18 protein-coding genes are annotated in these 24,658 nt (G+C 59.9%); 14 read left to right on the top strand and 4 right to left on the bottom strand.

The window, feature by feature from the left end; genetic code table 11:
• Positions 1–202: 202 nt before the first annotated feature.
• From RX395_RS02390 to larD, 9 genes are all read left to right on the top strand, one after another.
• Complete coding sequence (locus RX395_RS02390; protein ID WP_316365182.1) at positions 203–2,968, top strand: YhgE/Pip domain-containing protein; 2,766 nt, start codon at positions 203–205, stop codon at positions 2,966–2,968.
• Positions 2,969–5,158: a YhgE/Pip domain-containing protein gene (locus RX395_RS02385; protein WP_316365180.1), complete on the top strand. Its 2,190-nt coding sequence runs from the start codon at positions 2,969–2,971 to the stop codon at positions 5,156–5,158.
• Positions 5,159–5,359: 201 nt separating this feature from the next.
• Complete coding sequence (locus tag RX395_RS02380) at positions 5,360–6,343, top strand: DMT family transporter (protein WP_271759243.1); 984 nt, start codon at positions 5,360–5,362, stop codon at positions 6,341–6,343.
• A 115-nt stretch (positions 6,344–6,458) separates the two neighbouring features.
• Positions 6,459–7,757, top strand: a complete 1,299-nt coding sequence (locus tag RX395_RS02375) for a M20 family metallopeptidase (protein ID WP_316365176.1) — start codon at positions 6,459–6,461, stop codon at positions 7,755–7,757.
• A 38-nt stretch (positions 7,758–7,795) separates the two neighbouring features.
• The gene (locus tag RX395_RS02370) at positions 7,796–8,245 is read left to right on the top strand and encodes a hypothetical protein (protein ID WP_316365174.1); all 450 of its coding nucleotides are present in this window, start codon (positions 7,796–7,798) and stop codon (positions 8,243–8,245) included.
• 304 nt (positions 8,246–8,549) lie between these two features.
• Positions 8,550–9,863 carry a histidine--tRNA ligase gene (gene hisS, locus RX395_RS02365; RefSeq protein WP_117821387.1) on the top strand — a complete coding sequence of 438 codons (1,314 nt, stop codon included), beginning with the start codon at positions 8,550–8,552 and terminating at the stop codon, positions 9,861–9,863.
• A gap of 257 nt (positions 9,864–10,120) precedes the next feature.
• Complete coding sequence (locus tag RX395_RS02360) at positions 10,121–12,934, top strand: phosphoenolpyruvate carboxylase (protein WP_370510491.1); 2,814 nt, start codon at positions 10,121–10,123, stop codon at positions 12,932–12,934.
• Between the two features lie 547 nt (positions 12,935–13,481).
• The gene (larA, locus tag RX395_RS02355) at positions 13,482–14,759 is read left to right on the top strand and encodes a nickel-dependent lactate racemase (protein ID WP_316365172.1); all 1,278 of its coding nucleotides are present in this window, start codon (positions 13,482–13,484) and stop codon (positions 14,757–14,759) included.
• Positions 14,760–14,808: 49 nt separating this feature from the next.
• Complete coding sequence (larD, locus tag RX395_RS02350) at positions 14,809–15,540, top strand: D/L-lactic acid transporter LarD (protein ID WP_196026415.1); 732 nt, start codon at positions 14,809–14,811, stop codon at positions 15,538–15,540.
• Positions 15,541–15,848: 308 nt separating this feature from the next.
• On the opposite strand, the gene RX395_RS02345 is transcribed toward larD, so the two are convergent.
• The 4 genes from RX395_RS02345 to serB form a co-directional block, all read right to left on the bottom strand.
• On the bottom strand, positions 15,849–16,388 hold the full coding sequence (locus RX395_RS02345) for a TetR/AcrR family transcriptional regulator (RefSeq protein WP_316365170.1): 540 nt from the start codon (positions 16,386–16,388) through the stop codon (positions 15,849–15,851).
• 2 nt (positions 16,389–16,390) lie between these two features.
• A complete protein-coding gene (gene larC / locus RX395_RS02340; RefSeq protein ID WP_316365168.1) occupies positions 16,391–17,287 on the bottom strand; it encodes a nickel pincer cofactor biosynthesis protein LarC in 897 nt (298 codons plus the stop codon).
• Between the two features lie 10 nt (positions 17,288–17,297).
• Complete coding sequence (gene larB, locus RX395_RS02335) at positions 17,298–18,080, bottom strand: nickel pincer cofactor biosynthesis protein LarB (RefSeq protein ID WP_316365167.1); 783 nt, start codon at positions 18,078–18,080, stop codon at positions 17,298–17,300.
• A gap of 114 nt (positions 18,081–18,194) precedes the next feature.
• Positions 18,195–18,830 (bottom strand): phosphoserine phosphatase SerB, encoded by a 636-nt coding sequence (gene serB / locus RX395_RS02330; RefSeq protein WP_316365165.1) that lies wholly within the window; start codon positions 18,828–18,830, stop codon positions 18,195–18,197.
• Between the two features lie 256 nt (positions 18,831–19,086).
• Here serB and aspS point away from each other — a divergent pair, with 256 nt between their 5' ends.
• The 5 genes from aspS to feoB all read left to right on the top strand — a co-directional run bounded on the left by aspS (position 19,087) and on the right by feoB (position 24,572).
• Positions 19,087–20,874, top strand: coding sequence for an aspartate--tRNA ligase (gene aspS, locus RX395_RS02325; protein ID WP_316365164.1), 1,788 nt, complete (start codon positions 19,087–19,089; stop codon positions 20,872–20,874).
• A 305-nt stretch (positions 20,875–21,179) separates the two neighbouring features.
• Complete coding sequence (locus RX395_RS02320) at positions 21,180–21,428, top strand: HPr family phosphocarrier protein (RefSeq protein WP_022094361.1); 249 nt, start codon at positions 21,180–21,182, stop codon at positions 21,426–21,428.
• Positions 21,429–21,616: 188 nt separating this feature from the next.
• Positions 21,617–21,859, top strand: a complete 243-nt coding sequence (locus RX395_RS02315) for a FeoA family protein (RefSeq protein ID WP_040358815.1) — start codon at positions 21,617–21,619, stop codon at positions 21,857–21,859.
• Between the two features lie 40 nt (positions 21,860–21,899).
• Positions 21,900–22,121: a FeoA family protein gene (locus tag RX395_RS02310; protein WP_006234774.1), complete on the top strand. Its 222-nt coding sequence runs from the start codon at positions 21,900–21,902 to the stop codon at positions 22,119–22,121.
• A gap of 123 nt (positions 22,122–22,244) precedes the next feature.
• A complete protein-coding gene (gene feoB, locus RX395_RS02305; RefSeq protein WP_316365158.1) occupies positions 22,245–24,572 on the top strand; it encodes a ferrous iron transporter B in 2,328 nt (775 codons plus the stop codon).
• Positions 24,573–24,658: the final 86 nt, after the last annotated feature.

The following is a 24,658-nucleotide window of genomic DNA, read 5'->3' as shown; positions in this document are numbered from 1 at the left end:
ATTTGAATTGCTAATTTGTGCGGGTTGTGGTTTTGTGACCTGCTGAAATTTAAGATACTGTACAACTGTACGTTAATTTGTCTTCGTAGTATATTGCTACCCGCAAAACTCAATACCATTGTGCTCTGAGACGCTAAAGCGCCTACGTACAATGGTTGTCGATAGTACGATTCGATTTAACGACAGGATGGATGGTCCAAGCGTGAGTCTCGGCAGCAAACTATCCAATGCAAAGGTGTCCTTTGCGATATTTAAGCGCGACATTAAGCGACTGCTTGTGAACCCCGTCGCCTTGGTGGTTACCCTTGGCGTGTGCGTTATTCCCTCGCTGTATGCCTGGTACAACATCGTGGCCAACTGGGATCCGTACGGAAACACCCAGGGTATCAAGATTGCCATCGCCAACAACGATCGGGGCACCCAAAACGACTTGGTGGGCGAGCTCAACGCGGGCGACCAGGTCGTCGATCAGCTCAAGGAGAACGATCAGCTGGGCTGGACCTTCGTCGATTCGGCGTCCGATGCCAAGGAGGGCGTCGAGAGCGGCGAGTACTATGCCGCTATCGTGATCCCCAAGAACTTCTCGGATAACCTGGTTTCGATGCTCGACGGTAACTACCATCAGCCCAAGCTTACGTACTACGTCAATGAGAAGAAGAGTGCTATTGCGCCCAAGGTTACCGACACCGGTGCAAGCACCATCGAGGAGCAGATCAACTCGGAATTTGTCTCCACGGTGGGCGAGACCGTTGCCAGCATTGCCAAGGATGCCGGAGTCGATTTAAAGGACAAGGCAACCCAGACTCAGGATTCGTTGGCAAGTTCTGTCTCCGAGGCATCCGATACCTTGGGCGAGGTGCGCGATTCGATTGGCGACATGAATGACGCCATCGATAAGACGAGTGGCGCTATCGCCTCGGCTGATGCGGCACTTGCCGGCATGCAGGGTCAGGCGCCGTCACTGACGCAAGCGATCTCTCAGGGCAACGACCTGCTGGGTGAAGCTCGCACCACGGCGGGCAACTCTATCGCCTCGCTCTCCAAGGCGCTCTCGGAAGGCAGCCTTGCGCTCACCAAGACGTCGGCCTCCGCGAACGCTGCCATCGGCAAGCTGACGGGCACGGTCACATCTACGACCACCCGTATCGACAACTCGCTCGAGTCTCTCCAAGCGACGATCGACCACAATAAGGCCGTTATCGGGCACTTGGAGATTCTCGCCAATGACACGTCGACAGGTTCCGAGGAAATTGACGCGCGCATTGTATCGACCATCGATTTGCTTCGAGAGCAGAATGAAAAGCTTCAGAGCATCAAGGACGGTCTGTCTGCGCAGTCGAGCGCCATGGCGAATGACGCCGCGGCTGTCTCGGGTGCCAGCGAAGCTACCAATAACGCAATTCAGACCGGTGCGACCAACCTTGGCCAGGCCCAGACGGACCTGGGTCAAAACGCGCTGCCGAAGGCCTCGAGCGCGCTTGATTCCTTTGCCGCCGTCTCGGGTGATTTGACGGGTATCGTATCTGGCCTCACGCCCACGATTGCAAGCGCGCGCGGTACGCTTTCGCAGCTTAACGCTACGCTCGGCCAGGCCAAGACCACGCTGTCCCAGACCGATTCCTCGCTTGCCAAGGTCCAGGACAAGCTTGCGACCGCAGCCAATGACATCGCGGCGCTGCAGACCTCTGAGTCTATGGGCGAGCTCGCCGACCTTATGGGCGTCGATGTCAATGACGTGGCAGATTTCATGGCCTCTCCGGTCGAGCTGACGTCCAAGTCGATCTATCCGGTCAAGAGCTTTGGCTCGGGCATCGCTCCCTTCTACACCAATCTGGCGCTTTGGGTGGGCGGCTATGTGCTCATCGCCATCTACAAGCTCGAGGTCGACCGTGAAGGTGTTGGCAGCTTTACGGCGCGCCAAGGCTACTTTGGCCGCTGGTTGCTCATGGTGATCCTGGGCGCGTTGCAGGCCATCATCGTTACGGTAGGCGATCTGGTGATTGGCGTACAGTGCGTCAACCCGCTGCTGTTCGTGCTGGGCGGCATCGCCATCTCGTTTACGTACGTCAACATCATTTACGCGCTGTCCACTACGTTTAAGCACATCGGCAAGGCAATCGGCGTCATTCTGGTTATCGTGCAGATTCCGGGTTCATCGGGCATGTACCCCATCGAGATGATGCCCGGCTTCTTCCAGTGGCTGCACCCGCTGCTGCCCTTTACCTACGGCATCAATCTGCTGCGCGAGACGGTCGGCGGCATGTATTCGTTCAACTACCTGTTTAACCTGTGCATTCTGGGCGTGTTCTTGATCGTGGCGCTCTTTATCGGCCTGCAGCTGCGTCCGCTGCTGCTCAACCTTAACCTGCTCTTTGATAAACAGCTCTCCACGACCGGTATGATGATTTGCGAGTCCAACGACCTGCCGCGCCAGCGCTACTCGCTGCGCACGGCCATGCGCGTCATGCTCGATTCCGATTCGTACCGTCGCGAACTGCTCGATCATGCGGTCGCCTTTGAACATCGCTACCCGTACTACATCAAGGGCGGTTTTGCCGCCGTGGTGGGCGTTCAGGTCCTGCTCTTTGTCCTGTCGACGGTTCTCGATATCGACAATAACGGCAAGATCATCCTGCTTGTCATTTGGATCATCTCGGTTATTGCCATCTGCGGCTGGCTTATCAATATCGAATATATCCGAGCGAGCCTCAATACCCAGATGCGCATCTCGGCGCTTTCGGATGAGGACCTGCGTCGCGAGATGCGCGAACACACGGCCGCCATTCCTGCCGCCCGCCACATGTTTGGCCTCAACGCCAGCGAGCGTGGTGCCAAGGGCGGCGATCAGTCCACGGGCCGCTTGCCGCATATCGGCTCGCACCATAAATCTCAGGGCAGCGACAGCACAGCCACAAATGATGGAGATACCACCGCGCTTGGCAAGCACTCCAAAGGAGGTGAGGCATAAATGAAGAACATCCTGCATCTGTTTAAGCGCGATGTCCAAAACGTGTCTCGCTCCGTGATCGGCTTGGTTGTCGTGATGGGCCTCATTATCGTACCGTGTCTGTACGCGTGGTTTAACATCGCCGGCAGCTGGGATCCGTACGGCAACACCGGCAATCTTAAGATCGCCGTGGTCAACACCGATGAGGGTTACGAGAGCGATTTGATCCCCGTCGAGGTTAACGTGGGCGAAAACGTGACCGCCACCCTACGCGGCAACGAGAGCTTCGATTGGGTTGTGCTCAACAATCGCGAAAAGGCTATCGAGGGCGTTAAGTCGGGCGCGTACTATGCTGCCGTCGTTATCCCCAAAACGTTTAGCGCTGACATGATGACGCTTTTCTCGACCGACGTGAAGCATGCCGATATCGAGTTCTACGAGAATCAGAAGGCCAACGCCATTGCGCAGATCGTGACCGAGAAGGGTTCGAGCGCCGTCCAGAGCCAGGTTAACAAAACTTTTACCGAGACCATTACGAGCATCGGTCTTAAGACGGTGTCCAGCCTGCTCGATTACATGAGCACCGACCAGGTCAGCAACTTTATCGCCAACCTGTCCTCGACGCTCGGCGATTCGGTCCAGGACCTGCAGGACGTTCAGGCCAGCGCAACGTCGCTTGCGGGCATTTTGAGATCCACGTCCGATTCGCTGACGTCGGCGAGCGGCATGCTCAAGCAGACGGGCACGGTCGATGAGTCAACGAAGCAGCTGATGGAGCATGTCAAGAGCGGTATTAGCGATTCCAAGGAAGCGCTGAAGGACGCCAACGACGCCATCAATGCCGCGATTGACGGAAGCGCGGGCTCGTTTGACAACGTGTCCGCCGAGCTTGCGAAGGCATTTGATGCCGCGAATCAACATGTCGACCTTACAGTGTCCCAGCTCAACGATGCCGCGGCGGCGCTCAACACGCGTGCCGACGATATCGACGCCACGGCCGACCAGCTCCGCAGCTTTGCCGATCAGGTGACTGACGAAAAACTCCAGGACAGCCTCAAGTCTGTGGCAACATCGCTGAGCAGGATTGCTGTGGAGTATCGCAACAACGCCAAGGACTTGACGGCCACCGCGAAGTCTCTCTCTGACAGCATGGCAGAGGTTAATAAGTCGCGTGCCGAGGTCGATCAGGCAATCGCGGATGCCAAGGCTGGTATCTCGGGCGCCAAGACTGACTACGACTCTACGTTTTCGGCCAAGGCAAAGGAGCTCAAGAAGACCATCTCGGGCGTTTTGGATTCGCTGAACGGTATTTCGAACGATCTGGATAGTGCTGTTGCTGGCCTGACCGACGCATCCGGTTCGCTGGCAAAGGGCCTCTCCAAGGCTGCAAAGCTGGTCAACAAGGCTTCTGATCAGCTGGGCGAGGCGTCGGACAAGATCAGTGCGTTTAAGGACGAGCTCGACGGCGCCTTGATGTCGGATGACCTCGCTACGATCAAGACGATGATCGGCAATGATCCCGAGGGTCTGGCCGTGTCGCTTTCCGGCCCCGTCGCGCTCGATCGCAAGCCGGTCTATCCGATCCGCAACTACGGTTCGGCCATGGCACCGTTCTACACGATTCTGTCGCTCTGGGTGGGCTCGATTGTGCTGGCGGCCATGATGAAGGTCTCGGTTGACGATGAGCTTATCAACGAGCTCATCCCCGTGCGCCTGCACGAGATCTACCTGGGCCGCTACCTGTTCTTTGGCGGTCTGGCCCTGCTGCAGGCAACGCTCGTGTGTGCGGGCGACATCCTGTTCTTTGGCATCCAGTGCGACGACCCGCTGCAGTTTGTGCTGGCGGGCTGGGTCGCGAGTCTCGTGTTCTCCAATATCGTCTACACGCTTACGGTTTCGTTTGGCGATATCGGCAAGGCGCTCGCCGTCGTGCTGCTGGTCATGCAGGTCGGCGGTTCGGGCGGCACGTTCCCCATCGAGATGACCGGCCCCGTGTTCCAGGCGATCTATCCGTTCCTGCCGTTCACCCACGGCATCAACGCCATGCATGCCGCCATGGCCGGTGCGTACCACATGGAGTACTGGATTGAGCTAGGCATTCTGGCGAGCTATCTGATTCCGTCGCTGGCACTGGGCGTCGTCTTCCGCCGCCCGGTCATCAAAGCCAACGACTGGATCATCGAAAAACTGGAGTCAACCAAATTGATTTAGTTCAGCAACGTAAACGCCGTCGGAACATCGAGATCTTCCAGTTTGACACTTTATTATGCTGGATTGCGATGCAACGCTGGTTGTTGCTACAGTAGCGGGGCGTACCGGGGGTCCGGTGCGCCCCGTTTTTATTTGACCATGAGGCGGCACGCAGCCATACGCGTGCGGACACCACGCCCAGATTGAGTGTGAGGATGTTCCATGGCCCAATACGCTGCCAACGAAATCGAGAATATGCCCGATAGCCCTGTAGCCCGCGAAGACCTAGGTGCCGGCGGTGCCTCTCGCGGTGCCGGTGCGCGCTCGCCGCTGTTCTGGAAGGTCTTGCTGCTATCGGTGGCGGTCATCTGGGGCTATTCCTTCACCACCATGAAGGATGCGCTCGATACCATTCCGGTGTTCGAGCTGCTCTACATTCGTTTTCTTCCGGCGTCGTTGGTCATGCTTGCCATCTTCCACGAGCGCATTGTTGCCCATTTCAACGCTCGAAACCTGATTGTTGGACTTGGCATGGGCGCGCTCATGTGGGGTGCCTACGGTTTGCAGACGATCGGCCTGGCACAGACCACGGCAGGCAAGAGTGCATTTTTGACGGGCACGTACTGCATCTTGGTTCCGTTTGCGAGCTACGTTCTAAGCGGCGAAAAGCTTACCCGTTACAACTTGGGCGCCGCGTTGCTGTGCCTGGCGGGCATTGGTCTGGTGGCGCTCGATAGCGTCGAGTTCAATGTCGGCGATGTCATCACACTGGGCGGTGCGGTCTTCTTTGCCATCCAGATGGCGGTGACCGCCAAGTATGGCCGCAAGATGGACATCAACGTCATCACGTTTTGGATGTTTGTGGGCAACGGCGTGCTGAGCCTGATCTCGTCGCTGCTATTCGAGACCCAAGCGCCGCTGTCCGTTTGGACGCCGAGCTTTATCAGTGTGATGGCGTTTCTCTCGGTGGGCTGCACATGTGTGGCTCTGCTCATCCAAAACGTCGGCCTGGCGCATGTCCCGGCCTCGACGGGCTCGCTGCTCCTTTCGATGGAGTCGCCTTCGGGTGTGCTGTTCTCGGTGCTGCTGATGGGGGAGGCGCTCACCTCGCGCCTGCTCGCCGGCTTCGCGCTCATCTTTCTTTCGATTATCTTGAGCGAGACGCATTTCGATTTTTTGCGTCGAAAGCCGCGCCCGCAATTGTAAACAATTTGTTGCGCCGCCTCCCGGGGCGGCATTTTTTATGCGTCGCCCTTAAAGTAGTACCTTGCACTTTACGCTATCAAAGTGCTTGCTGCAAAAACGTTACTGGAGGGCATCTATGGCACCAGCTCTGTCCGATTTTCAACCGCAACCAGCGCCTCAGGCTACCACAACGGCGCAGACCGCTATCGGCGACGGTCTTGTCGCAGAAGCTCAGGCTTTTGCAGACGAGCTCGCTGCGTGGCGACACGATCTACACCAGATGCCCGAGCTCGGTAACAATCTTCCGCAGACGTCTGCCTATATCCAGGCACGTCTGGACGAGATGGACATCCCCCATACCACGCTCGTCGACGGTTCCTGCGTCGTTGGTCTGATCGGTGCCGGTGCGGCCGCGGCCGTTCAGGGCAATGGCACGTGCAAGGACGAGCAGGCCGGAACGGTCGTCATGCTCCGAGGCGATATGGATGCCCTGCCCGTTGTCGAGGAATCCGGCGAGCCCTTTGCATCCACCAATGGCTGCATGCATGCTTGCGGTCACGATATGCACGCGACGGCCCTACTTGGTGCGGCGCGCCTGCTCAAGGCCCGCGAGGCCGAGCTCATCGACGCCAATGCCACCGTCAAACTGCTGTTCCAGCCGGGCGAGGAGACCTTCGAGGGCGCCCGCGCCGCCATCGCCGACGGCTTGCTCGAGAACCCGCGCCCTCAGGCGGCCTTTGCCATGCATGTCAACAGCCAGTCGCCGCTTGGCCTGGTGCTCTACGGCAGCCCGGCGCTCTCGGGCGTGTACGGTTTCCGTATCACGCTCCAGGGCAAGGGCGGCCATGGCTCGAGCCCCGAGATCTGCATCGACCCCATCACGGCAGGCGTGCATGTGCATCTGGCGCTCCAGGAGCTTATCTCCCGCGAGGTGCCGGCGGCCAAGGAAGTCGCACTTACCGTTGGTAAGTTTGCTGGCGGCTTGGCGGCCAACGTCATCCCCGACACCTGCGTGCTCGAGGGAACGCTGCGCGGCTTTGATGTTGAGCTCATGGCTCACCTCAAGACCCGCATCGCGGAGGTCGTTAACGGCGTTGCCACAACATATCGTACGCCGGCGACCATCGAGACGCTTTCGGATGTTCCGCCGCTTGTGCTCGACAGCGATATGACTCAGGCGTCGCTTGGCTACGTGGGCGCAGTGCTGCCCAAGGCGGCTTTCTTGCCGCTTTTCCATGCCATGGCGAGTGAGGACTTCGCGCTTATCTCGAGCGAGATTCCGAGTGCGTACTTTACCGTGGGCGCGGCCGTAGCCGACACGGACGAACACTTTGCCCAGCACCATCCCAAGGCGCGTTTTAACGATGCCGAGCTTCCCCTCGGTGCCGCGGCCTATACCGCCGTCGCTTTGGGCTATATCGCCGACCACCGGTAGCACCCAATCTTGCTATTCGTTTGTTTAAAAGGAACAGTATGTCCCAGCAGCATAAATTCTTCCCCGGTTGGCTTGTTGTGGCCTCCGGCTTCGTGATCATGGCCACGTGCTACACGATTTTCGTCAACTGCATGAGCCTGTTCCAGCCGCTGATCGTCAGCAACCTCGGGATTACGCTTGCCCAGTACAACATCTCCAACGCTATCTCCACCGTGGTGAGTGTCGTGGGTTCGCTCGTTATCGGTCATGTTGCCGATAAGGTGAGTGGCCGCGTATTGGGCTCGCTCACCGTTATCGCCACCTCGACGGTGCTCGCGGGCATGAGCTTTGTGGGTGAGCTTTGGCAGGTCTATGTGCTCTTTGCCGTCTCGGGCTCCTTTGCGAGCACCTGGATCGTGTGCCTGGCGTGCTCCGTGGTCATGCTCGTGTTCCTGCTGGCATCCGAGCCCATCGCCGCCAAGCTGCGCGCGAGCGTGGCGGGGGAGTAGACGTCCGTCGCTCTTTTCTGTTTGCCCTGTTCTGTCCGTGGCCGCCTTGGAAGCCGAATGGATGCTCGTACCATCATTCGGTTTCCAAGGCGGCCACGGGCCTACGAAATGATCCCTTTTCCTCCGTCCCCAACAGATCACGTGATCCGAAGGGGACGGAGGAAAACGGATCACAAACAGCGGCGGCGCGTCTGGCCGAACGAGTCCCCATACCCTCGTTCGGCCAGACGCGCCGCCGCGTTGCTGCTTTGTGCCGTATAATGACCGTTACCTATGACGCGATACAAAAGAAAGGTGTTTGCCCATGCAGGCACAGAAGGCGGAGGGAACCCGCGACCTTATCGGCGCCGAGATGCGCGCCTGGCAAAAGATGCAGCAGATTGCGGCCGGCGTGTTCGAGCCGTTTGGTTTTAAGCCCATCGAGACGCCCGCGATCGAACAAGTGGACGTGTTTGTCCACGGCATCGGCCAGTCGACCGACGTCGTGCGCAAGGAAATGTTCCGCGTGTTCAGCGGTGCCAACCTGGAGCGCGTCTTTACCGAGGGCACCGACACCAAACTCAAGCCCAAGCAGCGCCTGGCACTTCGCCCCGAGGGCACGGCCGGCGTGGTGCGCGCCGTCGTCGAGAACAATCTGGTGCCCCAGGGCTCCACGCCGTTTAAGGCGTACTACGCCGAGGCCATGTTCCGCGGCGAGCGTCCCCAGAAGGGCCGCCTGCGCCAGTTCCACCAGGTGGGCATCGAGTGGCTCGGCGCTCCCGATCCGGCGGCAGACGCCGAGTGCATCATCATGCTCATGGAGTTCTACAAGCGCCTGGGCTTCGATCTTTCCAAGCTTCGTCTGCTCATCAACTCGATGGGTGACGCCCAGTGCCGTCCGGCTTACCGCGAGCAGGTTAAGCAGTTTATCCTCGATCACGCAGACGAGATGTGCGACGAGTGCCGCGAGCGCGCCGAGCTTAACCCGCTGCGCGCCTTCGACTGCAAGAACGACCACTGCCGCGAGATCATGGCCGAGGCTCCGCTGATGGGTGACAACCTGTGCGACGAGTGCCGCGAGCACTACGAGCAGGTCAAGCGCTATCTGGATGCCGCCGGTATCGAGTATGTCGAGGATCCCACCCTGGTGCGCGGCCTGGACTACTACACCCGTACTGTCTTTGAGGTCGAGGCCCCTGGCGCCGGCGTCGGCTCCATCGGCGGCGGCGGCCGCTATGACGGCCTGGTCGAGCTCGAGGGTGGCAAGCCCACGGCGGGCGTCGGCTTTGCCGTTGGTTTTGAGCGCGCCCTGCTGGCCCTGCAGGCCTTTGGCAGCGATTTGGGTGCCGATGAGGCCCCGTGCGTCTATGTCGCCAACGCCGGCAAGGAACTGCGCCAGAACGTCTTTGCCATTACGCAGGAGCTTCGCGCCGCAGGCATCGTGACCGAGGCCGACTATCAGGGCCGTTCGCTCAAGGCCCAGTTTAAACAGGCCGATAAGGTAGGCGCCAAGCTCATCCTGGTCCTGGGCGGCGACGAGCTTGCCGCCGGCAAGGTCAAGGTGCGCGACATGGAGAGCCACGAAGAGGTTCTTGCCGATCTGGCCAACGTCGTCGAGGCGGTTCGCGAGCGCCTGTAGCGCATCTTTTTGAGCTGCGGACCCGCTAACATGTCCCGCTTGCGGCGAGCGATTGTTACGGGGGTGTTTCGCATTTATGCGGAATGCCCCCGTTTGTGTATGCCGTCCACCGAGAAATACGACCATTTAGAGCAAAAACCCTTGCAATGCAGAAAATACTTTTGTGTGGTAAAGCGCAATCAGTGTCGAAAGTATTTCTCAAGCGCCTATAATTAATACCGCATGTTACGTGCATAGAAGGAGGAATGGGAGGAAACGTGGCTGAGAACCTAAGCAACCAGTCTGTACCCGAAGCCGCGGCGCGCGTCGCTGCCGTGGTCAACCGCCTCGTTAACCGAATCGGCTCGAATGCCGAGTCCAGGGAGCGTCTCGCCGAGATCGAGATCCCCGAGGAGCTGCGCGACAATCTGGCGTTGTTCCTGCGCCTGGAGCGTCGTGTGCTTAGCGAGTATGATCCTGAGATCGCGGACCTGTTCGACAAGATCCTGTCGGCCGAGATTGTGGCCAATGCCGGTAACCCCGGTACCCGCGCTGCCGACGAGGCCGTCGACGAGCAGGGCGTGCCCACCGCCGACGAGCCCACTGCCGTGGCATTTCGTGAGGTCGTCGATCTGATCGACAGCCTGCCGCTCGATAAGCAGCAGGTCATTGTCCGCGCCTTTACGAGCTTCTTCCACCTGGCAAACCTGTCGGAGGAGAACTACCGCGTGGCGCAGCTGCGCGAGCGCGAGGCCGGTGCGTCGACCGATACCGAGGTCGATCCCGCCAACGAGCTCACCGTCGCCTATCACCAGCTGGTGAATGAGCTGGGCGTCGAGGGCGCCAACGAGCTGCTCGGCAAGCTTGAGTTCCACCCCGTCTTTACCGCGCATCCCACTGAGGCCCGTCGTAAGGCCGTCGAGGGCAAGATTCGCCGTATCTCCAACCTGCTGGAGGAGCGTCCGCGTCTGGGCGGCTCCGACCTGGTGGAGAACGAGCGCCATATGCTGCAGGAGATCGACGCCCTGGTGCGTACGAGCCCCATCGCGCTCAAGAAGCCCACGCCGGTCGAGGAAGCCGATACCATCATCGACATCTTCGATAACACGCTGTTCGACGTCATCCCCGTTATCTATCGTCGTTTTGACGATTGGGTGCTGGGCGACAAGGCCGGTACCGTGCCGCCGCTGTGCCCGGCGTTCTTCCATCCCGGCAGTTGGATCGGTTCCGACCGCGACGGTAACCCCAACGTCACCGCCAAGGTGAGCCGTGAGGTCGCCGCCAAGTACTTCACCCACATGGTGCTCAAGCTCGAGGACAAGTGCCGCCGCATCGGCCGCAACCTCACGCTCGAGGCCACCTACAGCAAGCCGTCTGCCGAGCTCATCAACCTGTGGAACCATCAGGTCGAGATGAGCCCTCGTTACACGGCCCGCGCCGAGCTGATCTCCGAGCACGAGCCGCATCGCGCCGTCATGCTCGTCATGGCCGACCGTCTGAACGCCACCGTGCGCCGTATCACCGACACCATGTACCACAGCGCCGATGAGTTCCTGGAGGACCTGCGCGTCGTCCAGCGCTCGCTGGCCGCCTGCGGAGCCGTCCGTGCTGCCTACGGCCCGGTTCAGACCATCATCTGGCAGGTCGAGTCCTTCGGCTTCCATATGGTCGAGATGGAGTTCCGTCAGCACTCCGTGGTGCACGCCCGCGCTCTCAAGGATATCCACGAGAACGGTATCCATGGCGACCTGCAGCCCATGACGCGCGAGGTCATCGATACCTTCCGCGCTATCGGCTCCATCCAAAAGCGCTACGGCAAGAAGATGGCGCACCGCTACATCATCTCGTTCACTAAGAGCGCCCAGCATGTGGCCGACGTCTTTGAGCTGGCTCACCTGTCCTTTGCACACGAGGAGGATGTCCCCGAGCTCGACGTGATCCCGCTGTTCGAGCAGCTCGAGGACCTCGAGGGCTGCGTCGACGTGCTCGACCAGATGCTCACGCTGCCCGTGGTGCAGAAGCGCCTTGCCCAGACCAACCGCCGCATGGAGGTCATGCTGGGCTACTCCGACTCCTCCAAGGATGCCGGTCCTACCACGGCCATGCTCGCGCTGCACTCTGCGCAGGAGCGCATCGCCAAGTGGGCCGAGAAGAACGATATCGACCTGGTGCTCATGCACGGTCGCGGCGGTGCCGTGGGCCGTGGCGGCGGCCCGGCCAACAAGGCCGTGCTGGCGCAGCCCAAGGGTTCGGTCAACTGCTTCTTTAAGCTCACCGAGCAGGGCGAAGTCATCTTTGCCCGTTACGGCAACCGCACGCTGGCTCAGCGCCACGTTGAGTCCGTTGCCGCCGCAACGCTTTTGCAGTCGGCTCCGAGCGTCGAGAAGACCAACACCGAGACTACCCAGAAGTTCTGGGATATGGCCGAGAAGCTCAACACCGCAAGCCACGAGCGCTATCTGGACCTGCTGAACACCGAGGACTTTACACCGTGGTTCTCGACCGTGACGCCGCTGACCGAGGTCGGTCTGCTGCCGATCGGCTCGCGTCCCGCCAAGCGCGGCTTGGGTGCCAAGTCGCTCGACGACCTGCGTACCATCCCGTGGATCTTCAGCTGGAGCCAGGCGCGCATTAACCTGGCCGCTTGGTACGGCTTGGGCACCGCCTGCGAGCAGCTGGGCGATCTTGACCAGCTCAAGGCTGCCTACCAGGAGTGGCCGTTCTTCCGCACGTTCATCGACAACATCGAGATGTCGATCGCCAAGACCGATCAGCGCATCGCCAAGATGTATCTGCACCTGGGCGATCGCCAGGATCTGTCCGAGAAGGTCTTCACCGAGATGCAGCTCACGCGTAAGTGGGTCCTTGCCATCGTCGGCGATGAGTGGCCGCTGCAACGTCGTCGTGTGCTCGGCTGCGCCGTTCGCGTGCGTAACCCCTATGTCGACGCTCTGTCCATCGCCCAGGTCCGCGCCCTTCGCGAGGTGCGTATGAACCAGGACGAGATGGCCGAGGAGAAGAAGGCCGAGTACATGAGCCTGATTCTTTCGACTGTGACCGGCGTCTCGGCAGGACTGCAGAACACGGGGTAATCGATAGCCCTGTGGCTCTCACCGGGACCCGATGGGTTTCCCTCTGAATGCGTCCTCGCACTTGAAGCCCCCTTATCCTGCTCCTTCGGAGCTGTGGATAAGGGGGCTTCGTGCTGCGGAATGCATTCAGAGGGAAACCAATCGGGCCCCTTCGTCCTCGGTCTTCAGGGATTGGGGCTGAAGGGGATAATGGCGCGCTTCGCGCTTAATGTGGAGTGCGGCGAGGGCTTCTTGCGTCCTGCGGAGTGTGCCTAAAAGTAAACTAATGGCGGGCCCTGCGATGTCCGGTCTTCGGCGGATTACTGCTGGGTGAATAATGGCGCGCTTCGCGCGTTTTGGATGGGGTCTGTCCCGGCGGCGCGTTTGGTGCTTCGCGCCTTACAGCTGTGACTGCCGCGGTCTCCGTTTGGGATCGCGGCCGTTTTGTTGTGGGTCAAATATGAACGTTGTGTTAATGAGTCGGTGGACGGTGGTGTTTTTCGGTGAGCGGCGTATCCTTCCAACGGTTTATCTAGTGTGTCAGTTGAAAGGAAGAGGGCGCTCGTCATTGTTTGAATGTGAACTGCCGTTTGACCACAAGACGTTGCATCTGGAGCTCGAGGATAAGAACTTCGCGGGTGTGATGGAAGGTCATCAAAACGAGTTTAAGACTACAAAATCGCAGGAAGAGCTGGTAGAGGAGTCGCTTGCCAATCCTTATGGCTCGCCTTCGCTCGAGGGGCTTTGTGCTGGCAAGAAGGATATCGTCATTATTAGCTCCGATCATACGCGTCCCGTTCCCTCGCGTGTGACGATGCCTATTCTGCTGCATCACATCCATTCTGCTGCGCCCGAGGCTCGCGTGCGTATTCTGGTTGCTACGGGTATGCATCGTCCGTCGACGCACGAGGAGCTCGTCAACAAGTACGGCGAGGAGATCGTTGCCAACGAGGAAATCGTTATGCACGTCGCGACCGATGACAGCATGATGAAAAAGATCGGCACCCTGCCTTCTGGCGGCGAGTGCATCATCAACAAGATTGCTGCCGATTGCGATCTGCTGCTTGCCGAGGGCTTTATTGAGCCGCACTTCTTTGCCGGTTTCTCTGGTAGCCGCAAGTCCGTCCTGCCTGGTATCGCCAGCTACAAGACCATCATGTACAACCACAACGGTCAGTTTGTGAACGATTCCCATTCGCGTGCCGGCAACCTGTGCCACAACCACGTGAGCGAGGACATGTTTGCCGCTGCCGAGATGGCTCACCTTGCCTTTGTGCTCAACGTGGTGCTCAACGGCAAGCACGAGGTCATCGGCTCCTTTGCCGGCGACATCCACAAGGCGCACGAGGCTGGCTGCGAGTTCGTGAAGAGCCTTGCCGGCGTTGAGCCCGTCGAGTGCGAGATTGCCATTACCACCAACGGCGGCTACCCGCTCGACCAGAACATCTATCAGGCCGTGAAGGGCATGTGCTCTGCAGAGGCCACACTTCCCGAGGGCGGCGTGATCATCGATGTCGCCGGTTGTGCCGACGGTCACGGTGGCGAGGGCTTCTATCACAACATCGCCGACAATGATCCGGCAGAGTTTGAGCGCGCCTGCATCGACCGTCCTAAGGACGAGACCCTGCCCGACCAGTGGACGAGCCAGATCTTTGCCCGCATCCTGGCGCATCACCCTGTGATCATGGTTACCGACCTGTGCGATCACCAGATGATCAAGGATATGCACATGACGCCGGTTAACACCCTCGATGAGGCGCTCAAGCTCGCCTTTGAGATGAAGGGTGTCGATGCCAAGGTTGCCGTTATTCCCGATGGCCTGGGCGTTGTCGTCGCGCAACACTAGTGCGCGGCCTAAACGAATCGTTTATAACCGACAAGAAAGATAAGGTTTTATGCTTACCAAACTCCTCTGCGAATTCGGCGCAACGGCCCTCATGATCATCTTTGGCGTGGGCGTGCACTGCGATACCGTGCTCAAGGGCACTAAGTATCAGGGCTCCGGCCATATGTTTGCCATCACCACCTGGTCTTTTGGCATCTCGGTCTGCCTGTTTGTCTTTGGCGGCGCCGTGTGCATGAACCCGGCTATGGTGCTTGCCCAGTGCATCGTAGGCCTGGTGCCGTGGAGCAGCTGCATCCCCTTCATGATTGCCGATATGCTCGGCGGCTTTGTGGGCGCCGTAATCGCTTGGCTTATGTATGCCGATGAGTTCAAGGCTTCCGAGGGCGTCGTCGACCCTATTGCCCAGCGCAACATCTTCTCGACTAACCCCACCACCGAGGGCACGAACTATGCTCGCAACTTCTTCTGCGAGGCTATCTGCACCTTCGTGTTCATCAGTGCCATCCTTGCTGCTGCTAACCGTGCTGGCGAGAACGTTCTGATGCTCGCCATCTGCGTCGGTCTGATCGTTTGGGCCGTTGGCATGGGCATGGGCGGCATCACCGGCTTCGCCATGAACCAGGCTCGTGACCTTGGTCCTCGCATGGCCTATCAGGTGCTGCCGATCAAGAACAAGGCCGACAACAACTGGAAGTACGGCCTGCTTGTTCCTGGCATCGCGCCGTTTGTCGGTGCCGCTCTGGCCGCGCTGTTTGTGCATGGTTTCTTGGGCATGTTCTAGTCTGAGGCTACATAGTTGTCCGCTGGCTGCATGGGGTAACTTCCCAGCGCGTCCTCGGACATGCAAAAAGGCTCGCTGCGCACTTCGTGCGGCGAGCCTTTTTGCGTCCTGCGGAATGCGCTGGGAAGTTACCCCATGCAGCCAGCTGCGGGGTCTTTGCTGCGCTCGAGCAAGCAGCCCAACATATAAATCTGAATTTAGATTTGGATGGGAGGGGCTTGTTGCTGTTGAGGGCGGTGAAGCGCGAGTGACACTTTGGGATGCGTGGCGCCCTGGGTTGGGGCGATGCTTTGGGATGATGTTCTTACTTAGTTGAAGAGGGGTTTTATGGCTGATAAGTAGTCTTTGGCTACGTCGGCTTTGTCTGCTTGGAAGTTGTGCCAGGCCCACCATTGAACGGTGGCTACGAAGCTTGAGGCTATGTGGTGTAGTAGGAAGCTTCGGTCCATGGTGGCGGCGGGGCCGTTTGGGTCGGTAGGGACGGTTTCGGCTGCGCGCGACATGATGGTCTTGCGTAAGCAGTCGGCGAAGACGCGGGATCCGGCGCCGGCTACGAGGGCTCGAACGCCCTGGCGGCGCTCCCAGAGGTTGTTGAGGATATGCTCGACCTGCACGAGTGGGTCGTCGAGCGGTGTGCCATCGTCGTCGAGGGCGTGGGTGCAGATGTCGCTCACGAGCTCGGACAGTAGGTCATCTTTGCTCTTAAAGAGGCCGTAGAATGTCGCGCGGCCTACGTGGGCGCGAGCGATGATGTCGCCGACAGTGATCTTGCCGTAGTCCTCCTCGCGAAGGAGCTCGGAAAACGCCGTGACAATAGCGGCGCGGCTTTTTTCTTTGCGGGCATCCATGGCTATGCATCCACGTGAACGAGCAGACAGCGGAGCGTGCCGGAGCAACCCTCGTAGGGGCGCTTGCCGGCGCCGTAGCCGACGGCTTCGATGTGGTAGCGTGAGGGCAGTTGGTCGGACGTACGCAGCGCGGTGACGATGGCGGCGCCCGTGGGCGTCACGAGCTCGCCAGCGACTGGTGCAGGCATGAGGGCGATATTGCCCGCCTGGCACAGGTTGACGACAGCGGGGACGGGAATGGGCATAAGGCCGTGGGCACAGTGGATGGTTCCGTGGCCCTCGGAGAGCGACTCGACCACGATATCCTCAATACCCAGGTCGTCGAGGCAGATGGCGACCGAGCAGACGTCGACGATGGAGTCGACGGCGCCCACTTCGTGGAACATGACGGTCTCGGGCGTTTTGCCGTGAGCTTTAGCCTCAGCTGCAGCGAGTGCGGTAAAGATGGCGAGGGCACGACGCTTGGCACCATCGCTCAGCTGCGAGCCATCGATGATGGCAGTGACGTCCGCCAAAGAACGGTGGTGATGGTGGTGGGCGTGATGATGGTCCTCGTGGCCATGCTCGTGGCAGTGCTCGTGCTCGTGCTCGCCATGATCATGATGGTGGTGCTCATGCTCGTGCGTGTGCTCGGCAGCTGCTTCGTTGCCGTAGAGCCAGGGCATATCGTGATCGTGGTTCTCGAGCACCTCTGCAAGCTGGACGTCAAAATCACAGGCGTCGATGCCATGCTTGTTTGCACGCGTGACGGCGATCGTAAAGCCGTCGACCGGCAGTGTGGCGAGCTGTTCGCGCAGGTGCTCCTCGCTGGCGCCCAGGTCGAGCAGGGCCGCGACGGTCATATCGCCGCTGATGCCCGAGGTGCCGTCGATGATAAGCGTGTGCTGATGGTTGGACATGGAATGCTCCTTAGCGGGCGCGGGGTGTACCGACGCTCAGATGATTGATAAGACTTGCCTGGTAGGCGGCACCAAAGCCATTGTCGATATTGACGACCGAAACGCCGCTGGCACAGGAGTTGAGCATGGCGAGCAGCGCGGCTACGCCACCAAAACTTGCGCCGTAGCCAACGCTGGTGGGAACGGCGATGACCGGACAGCTCACAAGACCGCCGATAACGCTCGCCAGCGCGCCCTCCATGCCGGCGATGGCGATGACCACCTGCGCTTGAGCAAGTTCCTCGGCGTGCGCGAGCAGGCGGTGCAGGCCGGCGACACCTACGTCGTAGAGGCGGTCGACTTCGTTGCCATAGAACTCGGCCGTCAACGCGGCTTCCTCGGCGACGGGCAGGTCGCTCGTGCCGGCGCAGGCGACGACGATGCGTCCGTTGCCGGTAGGGGAGGGCTTGCCGCCCACGAGGGCGAGCTGCGCGTCCGGGACATATCCCAGGTCGATGCCGTTGTCGAGGAGCTCCGAGGTGCGGGCTGCTTTTTCGGCATCCAGGCGCGTGACCAGGATGCGCTCCTGGCCGGCATCGCGCAGCGCTTCGATAATGGCGGCAATCTGCTCGGCGGTTTTACCGGCGCCGTAGACAACCTCGCCGGCTCCCTGGCGCACCCCGCGCGAAAGATCGAGCTGCGCAAAACCCAGATCGGCGGTCGGCGCCGTCTGGATGCGCGTGAGGGCGACTGCCGGAGTGACTGCTCCGCCGGCAACATCGCTCAGCAATTGCTCAAGATCTCGCTTATCCATATATGTTCCCTTCGACGGCGCAAAGTCTAGCACTCAAAAGATATGTTTCCGAACACTAAGATAAAATTGTTCGGAAACTATAGGACAGACCGATTCAATTGTTAAACGGATCGGCTAGTCGCGCAGGATGATGTCCATGGCGAGCATCAGGTTGCGCTCGTCGATGGCAAACGGGGCGGCTTCGCGCGTCTTGGGCTTGGCACAAAACGCGATGCCCGTGCCCGCGGCCTGAATCATGGGGATGTCGTTGGCGCCGTCGCCGATCGCGACGGTATGGGCCATGTCGACACCGCACTCAACCGCCCAATCCAGCAGCTGAATGAGCTTGGATTCCTTGGTCACAATGTCTGCCGCCAGCTTACCCGTGAGCTTGCCTTCCACGACCTCCAGGCGGTTGGCGAGGCAAAAGTCGATGCCCGCGGCGGCCACGATCTTATCGGCGACCTCGTGGAAGCCGCCGCTTACCACGCCGACCTTCCAGCCCTTGCTGTGCGCCGAGCGCACAAGCTCCAGCGCGCCGGGGGTAAACGTCACGCGCTCAAACGTGCGCTCGAACACGCTCTCGTCCAGGCCGGCGAGCAGCCCCACGCGCTTCTCGAGCGCTTGCTTAAAGTCCAGCTCGCCGCGCATAGCGCGCTCGGTGATTTGCGCAACTTGCTCGCCCACGCCGGCCTCCTCGCCCAACAGGTCGATGACCTCCTGGTTGATGAGCGTGGAGTCGATATCCATAACAATGAGGCGTGCAGTCATGACGGGCCTTTCCAAGTGCTGTTTTATTGGGGCATATTGTCGCACGTGGCGCGCCTTGGCGACGGCCACGGTGCGTCAATTGTTTCGTCTCCGTCAAGTCTTTGGGCAGGAGCTACTTTTCCGCGGCACATCGACGCAGGTGCGATAAGATAGAACGCCATGTCTGGCTGCGCGGTTTACGCAGGCTGGGCAAATCTGTACGACGCCGCCCGGAACGACACGGGGCGGCACAGATCCATAAAGGAGGATCACTGGTATGAGCCAGACCCGTCCCATCGACGAGCATTCCATGCACACCCGTACCTGCGGCGAGCTTCGCCGCGAGAACGTGGGCGAAGAGGTCACCCTCACCGGTTGGGTGAGCCGTCGCCGTGACCACGGCGGCCTTATTTTCTGCGACCTTCGTGACCGCGAGGGCATCACGCAGCTCACCTTCGACCCCGAGCACTCCGACGGCGACGCCTTTAAGATCGCCGAGACCATGCGTCCCGAGTGGCCCATCAAGATCCACGGCGTCGTGCGCTCCCGTGGCGAGGAGACCACCAACACCAAGCTCGCGACCGGCGAGATCGAGGTCCTGACCGACCACGCCGAGGTGCTCAACACGTCCGTCACCCCGCCGTTCCAGATCGAGGACGGCATCGAGACCAGCGAGGACACCCGCCTGCGCTATCGCTATCTGGACCTCCGCCGTCCCGAGATGATGGCCAACCTCAAGCTGCGCTCCGACTTCACCTTTGCCATTCGCGAGGCGCTGCACAACCGTGAGTTCATGGAGGTCGAGACGCCCTCCCTGTTTAAGTCCACGCCCGAGGGCGCTCGCGACTTCATCGTTCCCAGCCGTATTCAGCCGGGTAACTTCTACGCCCTGCCGCAGTCCCCGCAACTCCTGAAGCAGCTGCTCATGGTCGGTGGCGTCGAGCGCTACTACCAGGTTGCCAAGTGCTTCCGCGACGAGGACCTGCGTGCCGACCGTCAGCCCGAGTTCACTCAGGTCGATATCGAGATGTCCTTCGTGGACCAGAACGATGTCATGAGCGCGCTCGAAGAGGTTCTTGCCGATGCCTTCGGTCGCATGGGTGTCGAGATGCCCACGCCGCTGCGTCGCATGGACTACTGGGATGCCATGGACACCTATGGCTCCGACAAGCCCGATACCCGCTATGGCATGCACCTGGTCGACCTGACCGACATCTTTGCCAACTCCAAATTTAAGGTCTTCGCGACCGCTGCGAACGAGGAGGGCTCTGTCGTCAAGGCCATCAACGCCAAGGGCGCCGGTGCCTGGGCACGTGCCAAGATCGATAAGCTCGCCGGCGTGGCCTCCACGTTTGGCGCCAAGGGTCTGGCTTGGATCGCCTTCCGCGAGGACGGCTCCATCAACAGCCCCATCGTCAAGTTCTTCTCGGACGAGGAGATGACGGCTCTGCGCGAGCGCATGGACGTCGAGCCCGGCGACCTTGTGATGTTCGCCGCCGGCCCGCGCCTGCTCTCCGACGAGATCCTGGGCGGCATGCGTTCCCACATGGCCAATGCGCTCGAGATCAAGCGCGAGGGTCACGACTTCCTGTGGGTCGTCAACTTCCCGCTGTTCCATTGGGACGAGGATCGCAAGGCCTATGCCGCCGAGCACCAGCCGTTCACTCTGCCGACCGAGACCGACATCGCCAAGATCGAGGCTGACCCGTTGGCAGCCGGTTCGTGCACCTACGACTTTGTCATGGACGGCTTTGAGGCCGGCGGCGGCGGTATGCGTATCCACAACGCCGAGATGCAGATGTCCATGCTCAAGCTCCTGGGCTTTACCGAGGAGCGCGCCGAGTCTCAGTTTGGCTTCCTCATGGAGGCGCTCAAGTTTGGTGCGCCCCCGATGGGCGGTTTTGCTCTGGGCCTGGACCGCGTGTGCATGCTGCTCACCGGTTCCGACTCCATCCGCGACGTCATGGCGTTCCCCAAGACGGCCAGCGGCTCCGACCTTATGTCGGGCGCTCCGAGTGCCGTTAGTGGCGCCCAGCTCAAGGACGTCAGCCTGCGTCTGATGTAGGGAAGCGGCTACATATTGCCTGTAACGAGGGAAGGACGCGTGCCTTCCCTCGTTTTTTATGCGCCGAGGTCGTGAGGGCATGGGATGACCGGGCGTCGCGGAAACTACGACCCGGAATTTGCGTCTGGAATGGGATGGGCTTTCCGCTAGGGTCGCTCAGCGGAAACTGCGACCCAGAATCCAGCCAAATAACGGGACGCGCTTTCCGGTCGAGCTTCTGACGGGTCTCGACAAGCATCTAACGCTACAATAACTACCACGTGGCTGGGTTTGCCGGCCGAATGTGCGATGTCGTGGGAGGGGACATGGTCGAGTTTACAAAGACGATTAAAGATCCGTTGGGATTACATGCCCGCCCGGTTGCACTGCTCTATGACATCATTGCCAAGCATCGTAGCGACGTGTCAGTCAGCATCGGCGATCGCCACACGGATGGCCGCGATGTCATGGGACTCATGGCTCTCTACGGCGAGTGCGGCGAGGACATCATCTTCCGCGTTTCGGGTGTAGACGAGGCTTCCTGCGTTACGTCGATCAGAAACCTCTCGCTCTAAGCATGACAGGGCACGGCAAAGGGCAGCTCTTTGCCGTGCCCTTTTGTTTCGTATAGGAAACTTTTTCGAAAAACTGAACAGGACCCTTTCCAAAAAGTTAACCACGTGTTAGTTTACTAAAGCGAACATAGATGTGGCTAACTTTTACCATGTCGATGTTGAGGACGAACTGACGTTAGGAGCCACTCATGTCTTGCGGACCGCAGATGCCGGCAATGCCGCTTTCGATGGTAAAAGCGGGCGAAACCGTGCGCGTGTCTCGTGTAAAGGGCAATGAGGATATGAAGCACCACCTCAAGGACCTCGGCTTTGTCGAGGGCAGCGAAATCCACGTGGTGAGCTCGAGTGGCGCCAATATCATCGTCACTGTGTTGGGCGCACGCTTTGGCATCGATTCCAAGGTCGCCATGCACATCATGACCGTCGGTTAGTCGACGGTATTTCTGTACGCACTGAAAGGGGGACAAGTAAATGAAGACGTTGGGTGACGTTAAGGTGGGCGAGAGCTCCACCATCGTCAAGCTTCACGGTGAGGGTGCGCTTCGCCGCCACCTTATGGACCTGGGGCTCATCAAGGGCACTTCGTTCAAGGTCGTGAAGGTCGCGCCGCTCGGTGATCCGGTCGAGATCAACGTGCGCGGCTACGAGCTTTCCATCCGCAAGGAGGAGGCCGCCGTCGTCGAGGTCCAGTAAGGGCACGTGGCGCATATTTCTGCAGATAAAGTTAGGTTTTTCTAACTTAATGCAGCATCTTTGAAGCACATTATTCAGCCTGCGCGGAGAAAGCAGCGCGGGCACATAAGGAAGAAGGATTGAATGGCGGATTCTCAGATCCATGTCGCACTGGCGGGTAACCCCAACTGCGGCAAGACCACGCTTTTCAACCTGATCACCGGCGCCAACGGCTACGTTGGCAACTGGCCCGGCGTCACGGTTGAGAAAAAGGAGGCCAAGCTCCTAAGCGACAAGAACGTTACCATCACGGACCTCCCTGGTATCTACTCGCTTTCCCCCTACAGCCCCGAGGAGCAATGCTCGCGCGATTATCTCATGAGCGGCGAGCCCGATGTTGTCGTCCAGGTGGTCGACGCTACCAACCTCGAGCGCAACCTGTACCTGGCGCTTCAGGTTATCGAGACCGGCCTGCCCGTAGTCGTCGCCCTCAACATGGCCGACTTGGTCGAGAAGAACGGCGATAAGATCGACACGGACAAGCTCTCCAAGAAGCTCGGTTGCCCGGTCATGATGATCTCGGCCCTTAAGAACAAGGGTATCAAGGAGCTTTTCGAGCAGGTCAAGAAGTCTGCCGCTTCTAAGGGCCAGGTGCCGGAGCACAAGTTCGATTCCTCCATCGAGGACGTTCTGGACCACATCGAGAACAACCTGCCGGCGAGCGTTCCCGCCAACAAGCGCCGCTACTACGCGGTCAAGCTGTTTGAGCGCGACGCGGACGCCTGCAAGCTCATCAACCTCACTAAGGAGAAGGCCGCTCGCGTGGAGCAGCTGGTCGCCCAGTGCGAGCAGGATTGCGACGACGACGCCGAGTCCATCATCACCGGCGAACGCTATGGCGTGATTGCCCATATCATTGACGAGTGCCTCACCAAGGCTCCGACAAAGATGAGCACCTCCGAGAAGATCGACCGCGTGGTTACCAACCGTATTCTGGGTCTGCCGATTTTTGTGGTCATCATGTTCTGCGTGTACTACATCGCCGTTTCCACCCTGGGCGGCACGGTGACCGACTTCACCAACGACCAACTCTTTGGTACCGATGGCTGGTATGTGCTCGGTCAGGGCCGCGATGCATACGATGAGGCTGTCGAAGCCGCGGGTGACGACGCCGACTCGGTCGACCCGGCGCAGTATGGCCCGTATGTTCCGGGTATTACCACCATGGTCCACGACGCGCTTGTGGCGGGTGGCACCGAGGACGGCGGTCTGGTCGATTCGCTGGTCTGCGACGGTATCGTGGCCGGCATCGGCGCCATCATGGGCTTTGTCCCGCAGATGTTCTTGCTGTTCGTGATGCTGTCCTTCCTGGAGGACTGCGGCTACATGGCCCGCGTCGCCTTCATCATGGACCGCGTGTTCCGCCGCTTTGGCCTGTCCGGTAAGTCCTTTATCCCCATGCTCGTGACCTCGGGCTGCGGCGTCCCCGGCGTCATGGCCACCAAGACTATCGAGAACGAGAAGGACCGCCGCATGACGGTCATGACCACCACGTTTATTCCCTGTGGCGCCAAGCTGCCGATCATCGCCCTGCTCATGGGTTCCATCATCGGCGATTCTTCCACCACCGCCGCGTGGATCAGTCCGCTCTTCTACTTCCTGGGCGTCTTTGCCGTCGTCGCCTCGGGCCTCATGCTCAAAAAGACCAAGCTCTTCGCCGGTCGCCCGACGCCGTTCGTTATGGAGCTTCCCGCCTACCACTTCCCGGCGATCCGCTCTTGGGCGCTGCACGTGTGGGAGCGCTGCTGGGCCTTTATCAAGAAGGCCGGCACGGTCATCTTCGCGTCCACTGTCGTGGTTTGGTTCCTGTCCAACTTTGGTAGCTACAACGGTTCCTTTGGCTACCTGCCCGCGATGGACGGCATCTCCGAGGAGTTCATGGACTACTCCGTGCTTGCCATGCTCGGCAACCTGGTCTCCTGGATCTTCGCCCCGCTTGGCTTTAGCACCTGGCAGGCAACAGCGCTGTCCGTCTCGGGCCTTGTCGCCAAGGAGAACGTCGTCGCCACCGCCGGCTCGCTGCTGTCCGTTGCCGACGCGGGCGAGACCGATCCGAGCCTGTGGACCGCGTTTGCCGGCATGTTCCCCACCATGGGCGCTTGCGTTGCCTTCGGCGCGTTCAACCTGCTGTGCGCTCCGTGCTTTGCTGCCATGGGTGCCATCCGCAACCAGATGGATTCCGGCAAGTGGTTCGCGATTGCCATCGGTTACGAGTGCGCCTTTGCTTGGGTGATCGGCCTGTTCATCAACCAGTTCTATAACCTGCTTGTGTTGGGACAGTTTGGTATCTGGACGGTTGTGGCCATTGTGCTGCTGGTTGCGATGCTCTTCCAGATTTTCCGTCCCATGCCTAAGTTTGCTTGGACGGACGAGGACGAGACCAACACTGCTTCCGCTGCAGTTTCCGCTTAAGTCTGAATAAGGATTAACCCCTTTCCACGAGCCCGGGTGTCCCAGCGACCCCGGGCTTTTTGTGCATGGGAGACAGATGACTTTGC

This window comes from Collinsella aerofaciens, assembly GCF_032584215.1.
In the GTDB taxonomy this organism is placed as follows: Bacteria; Actinomycetota; Coriobacteriia; order Coriobacteriales; family Coriobacteriaceae; genus Collinsella.
Note: the sequence above shows the minus strand (reverse complement) of the source record. Positions and strands in the feature narration are given on the sequence as shown.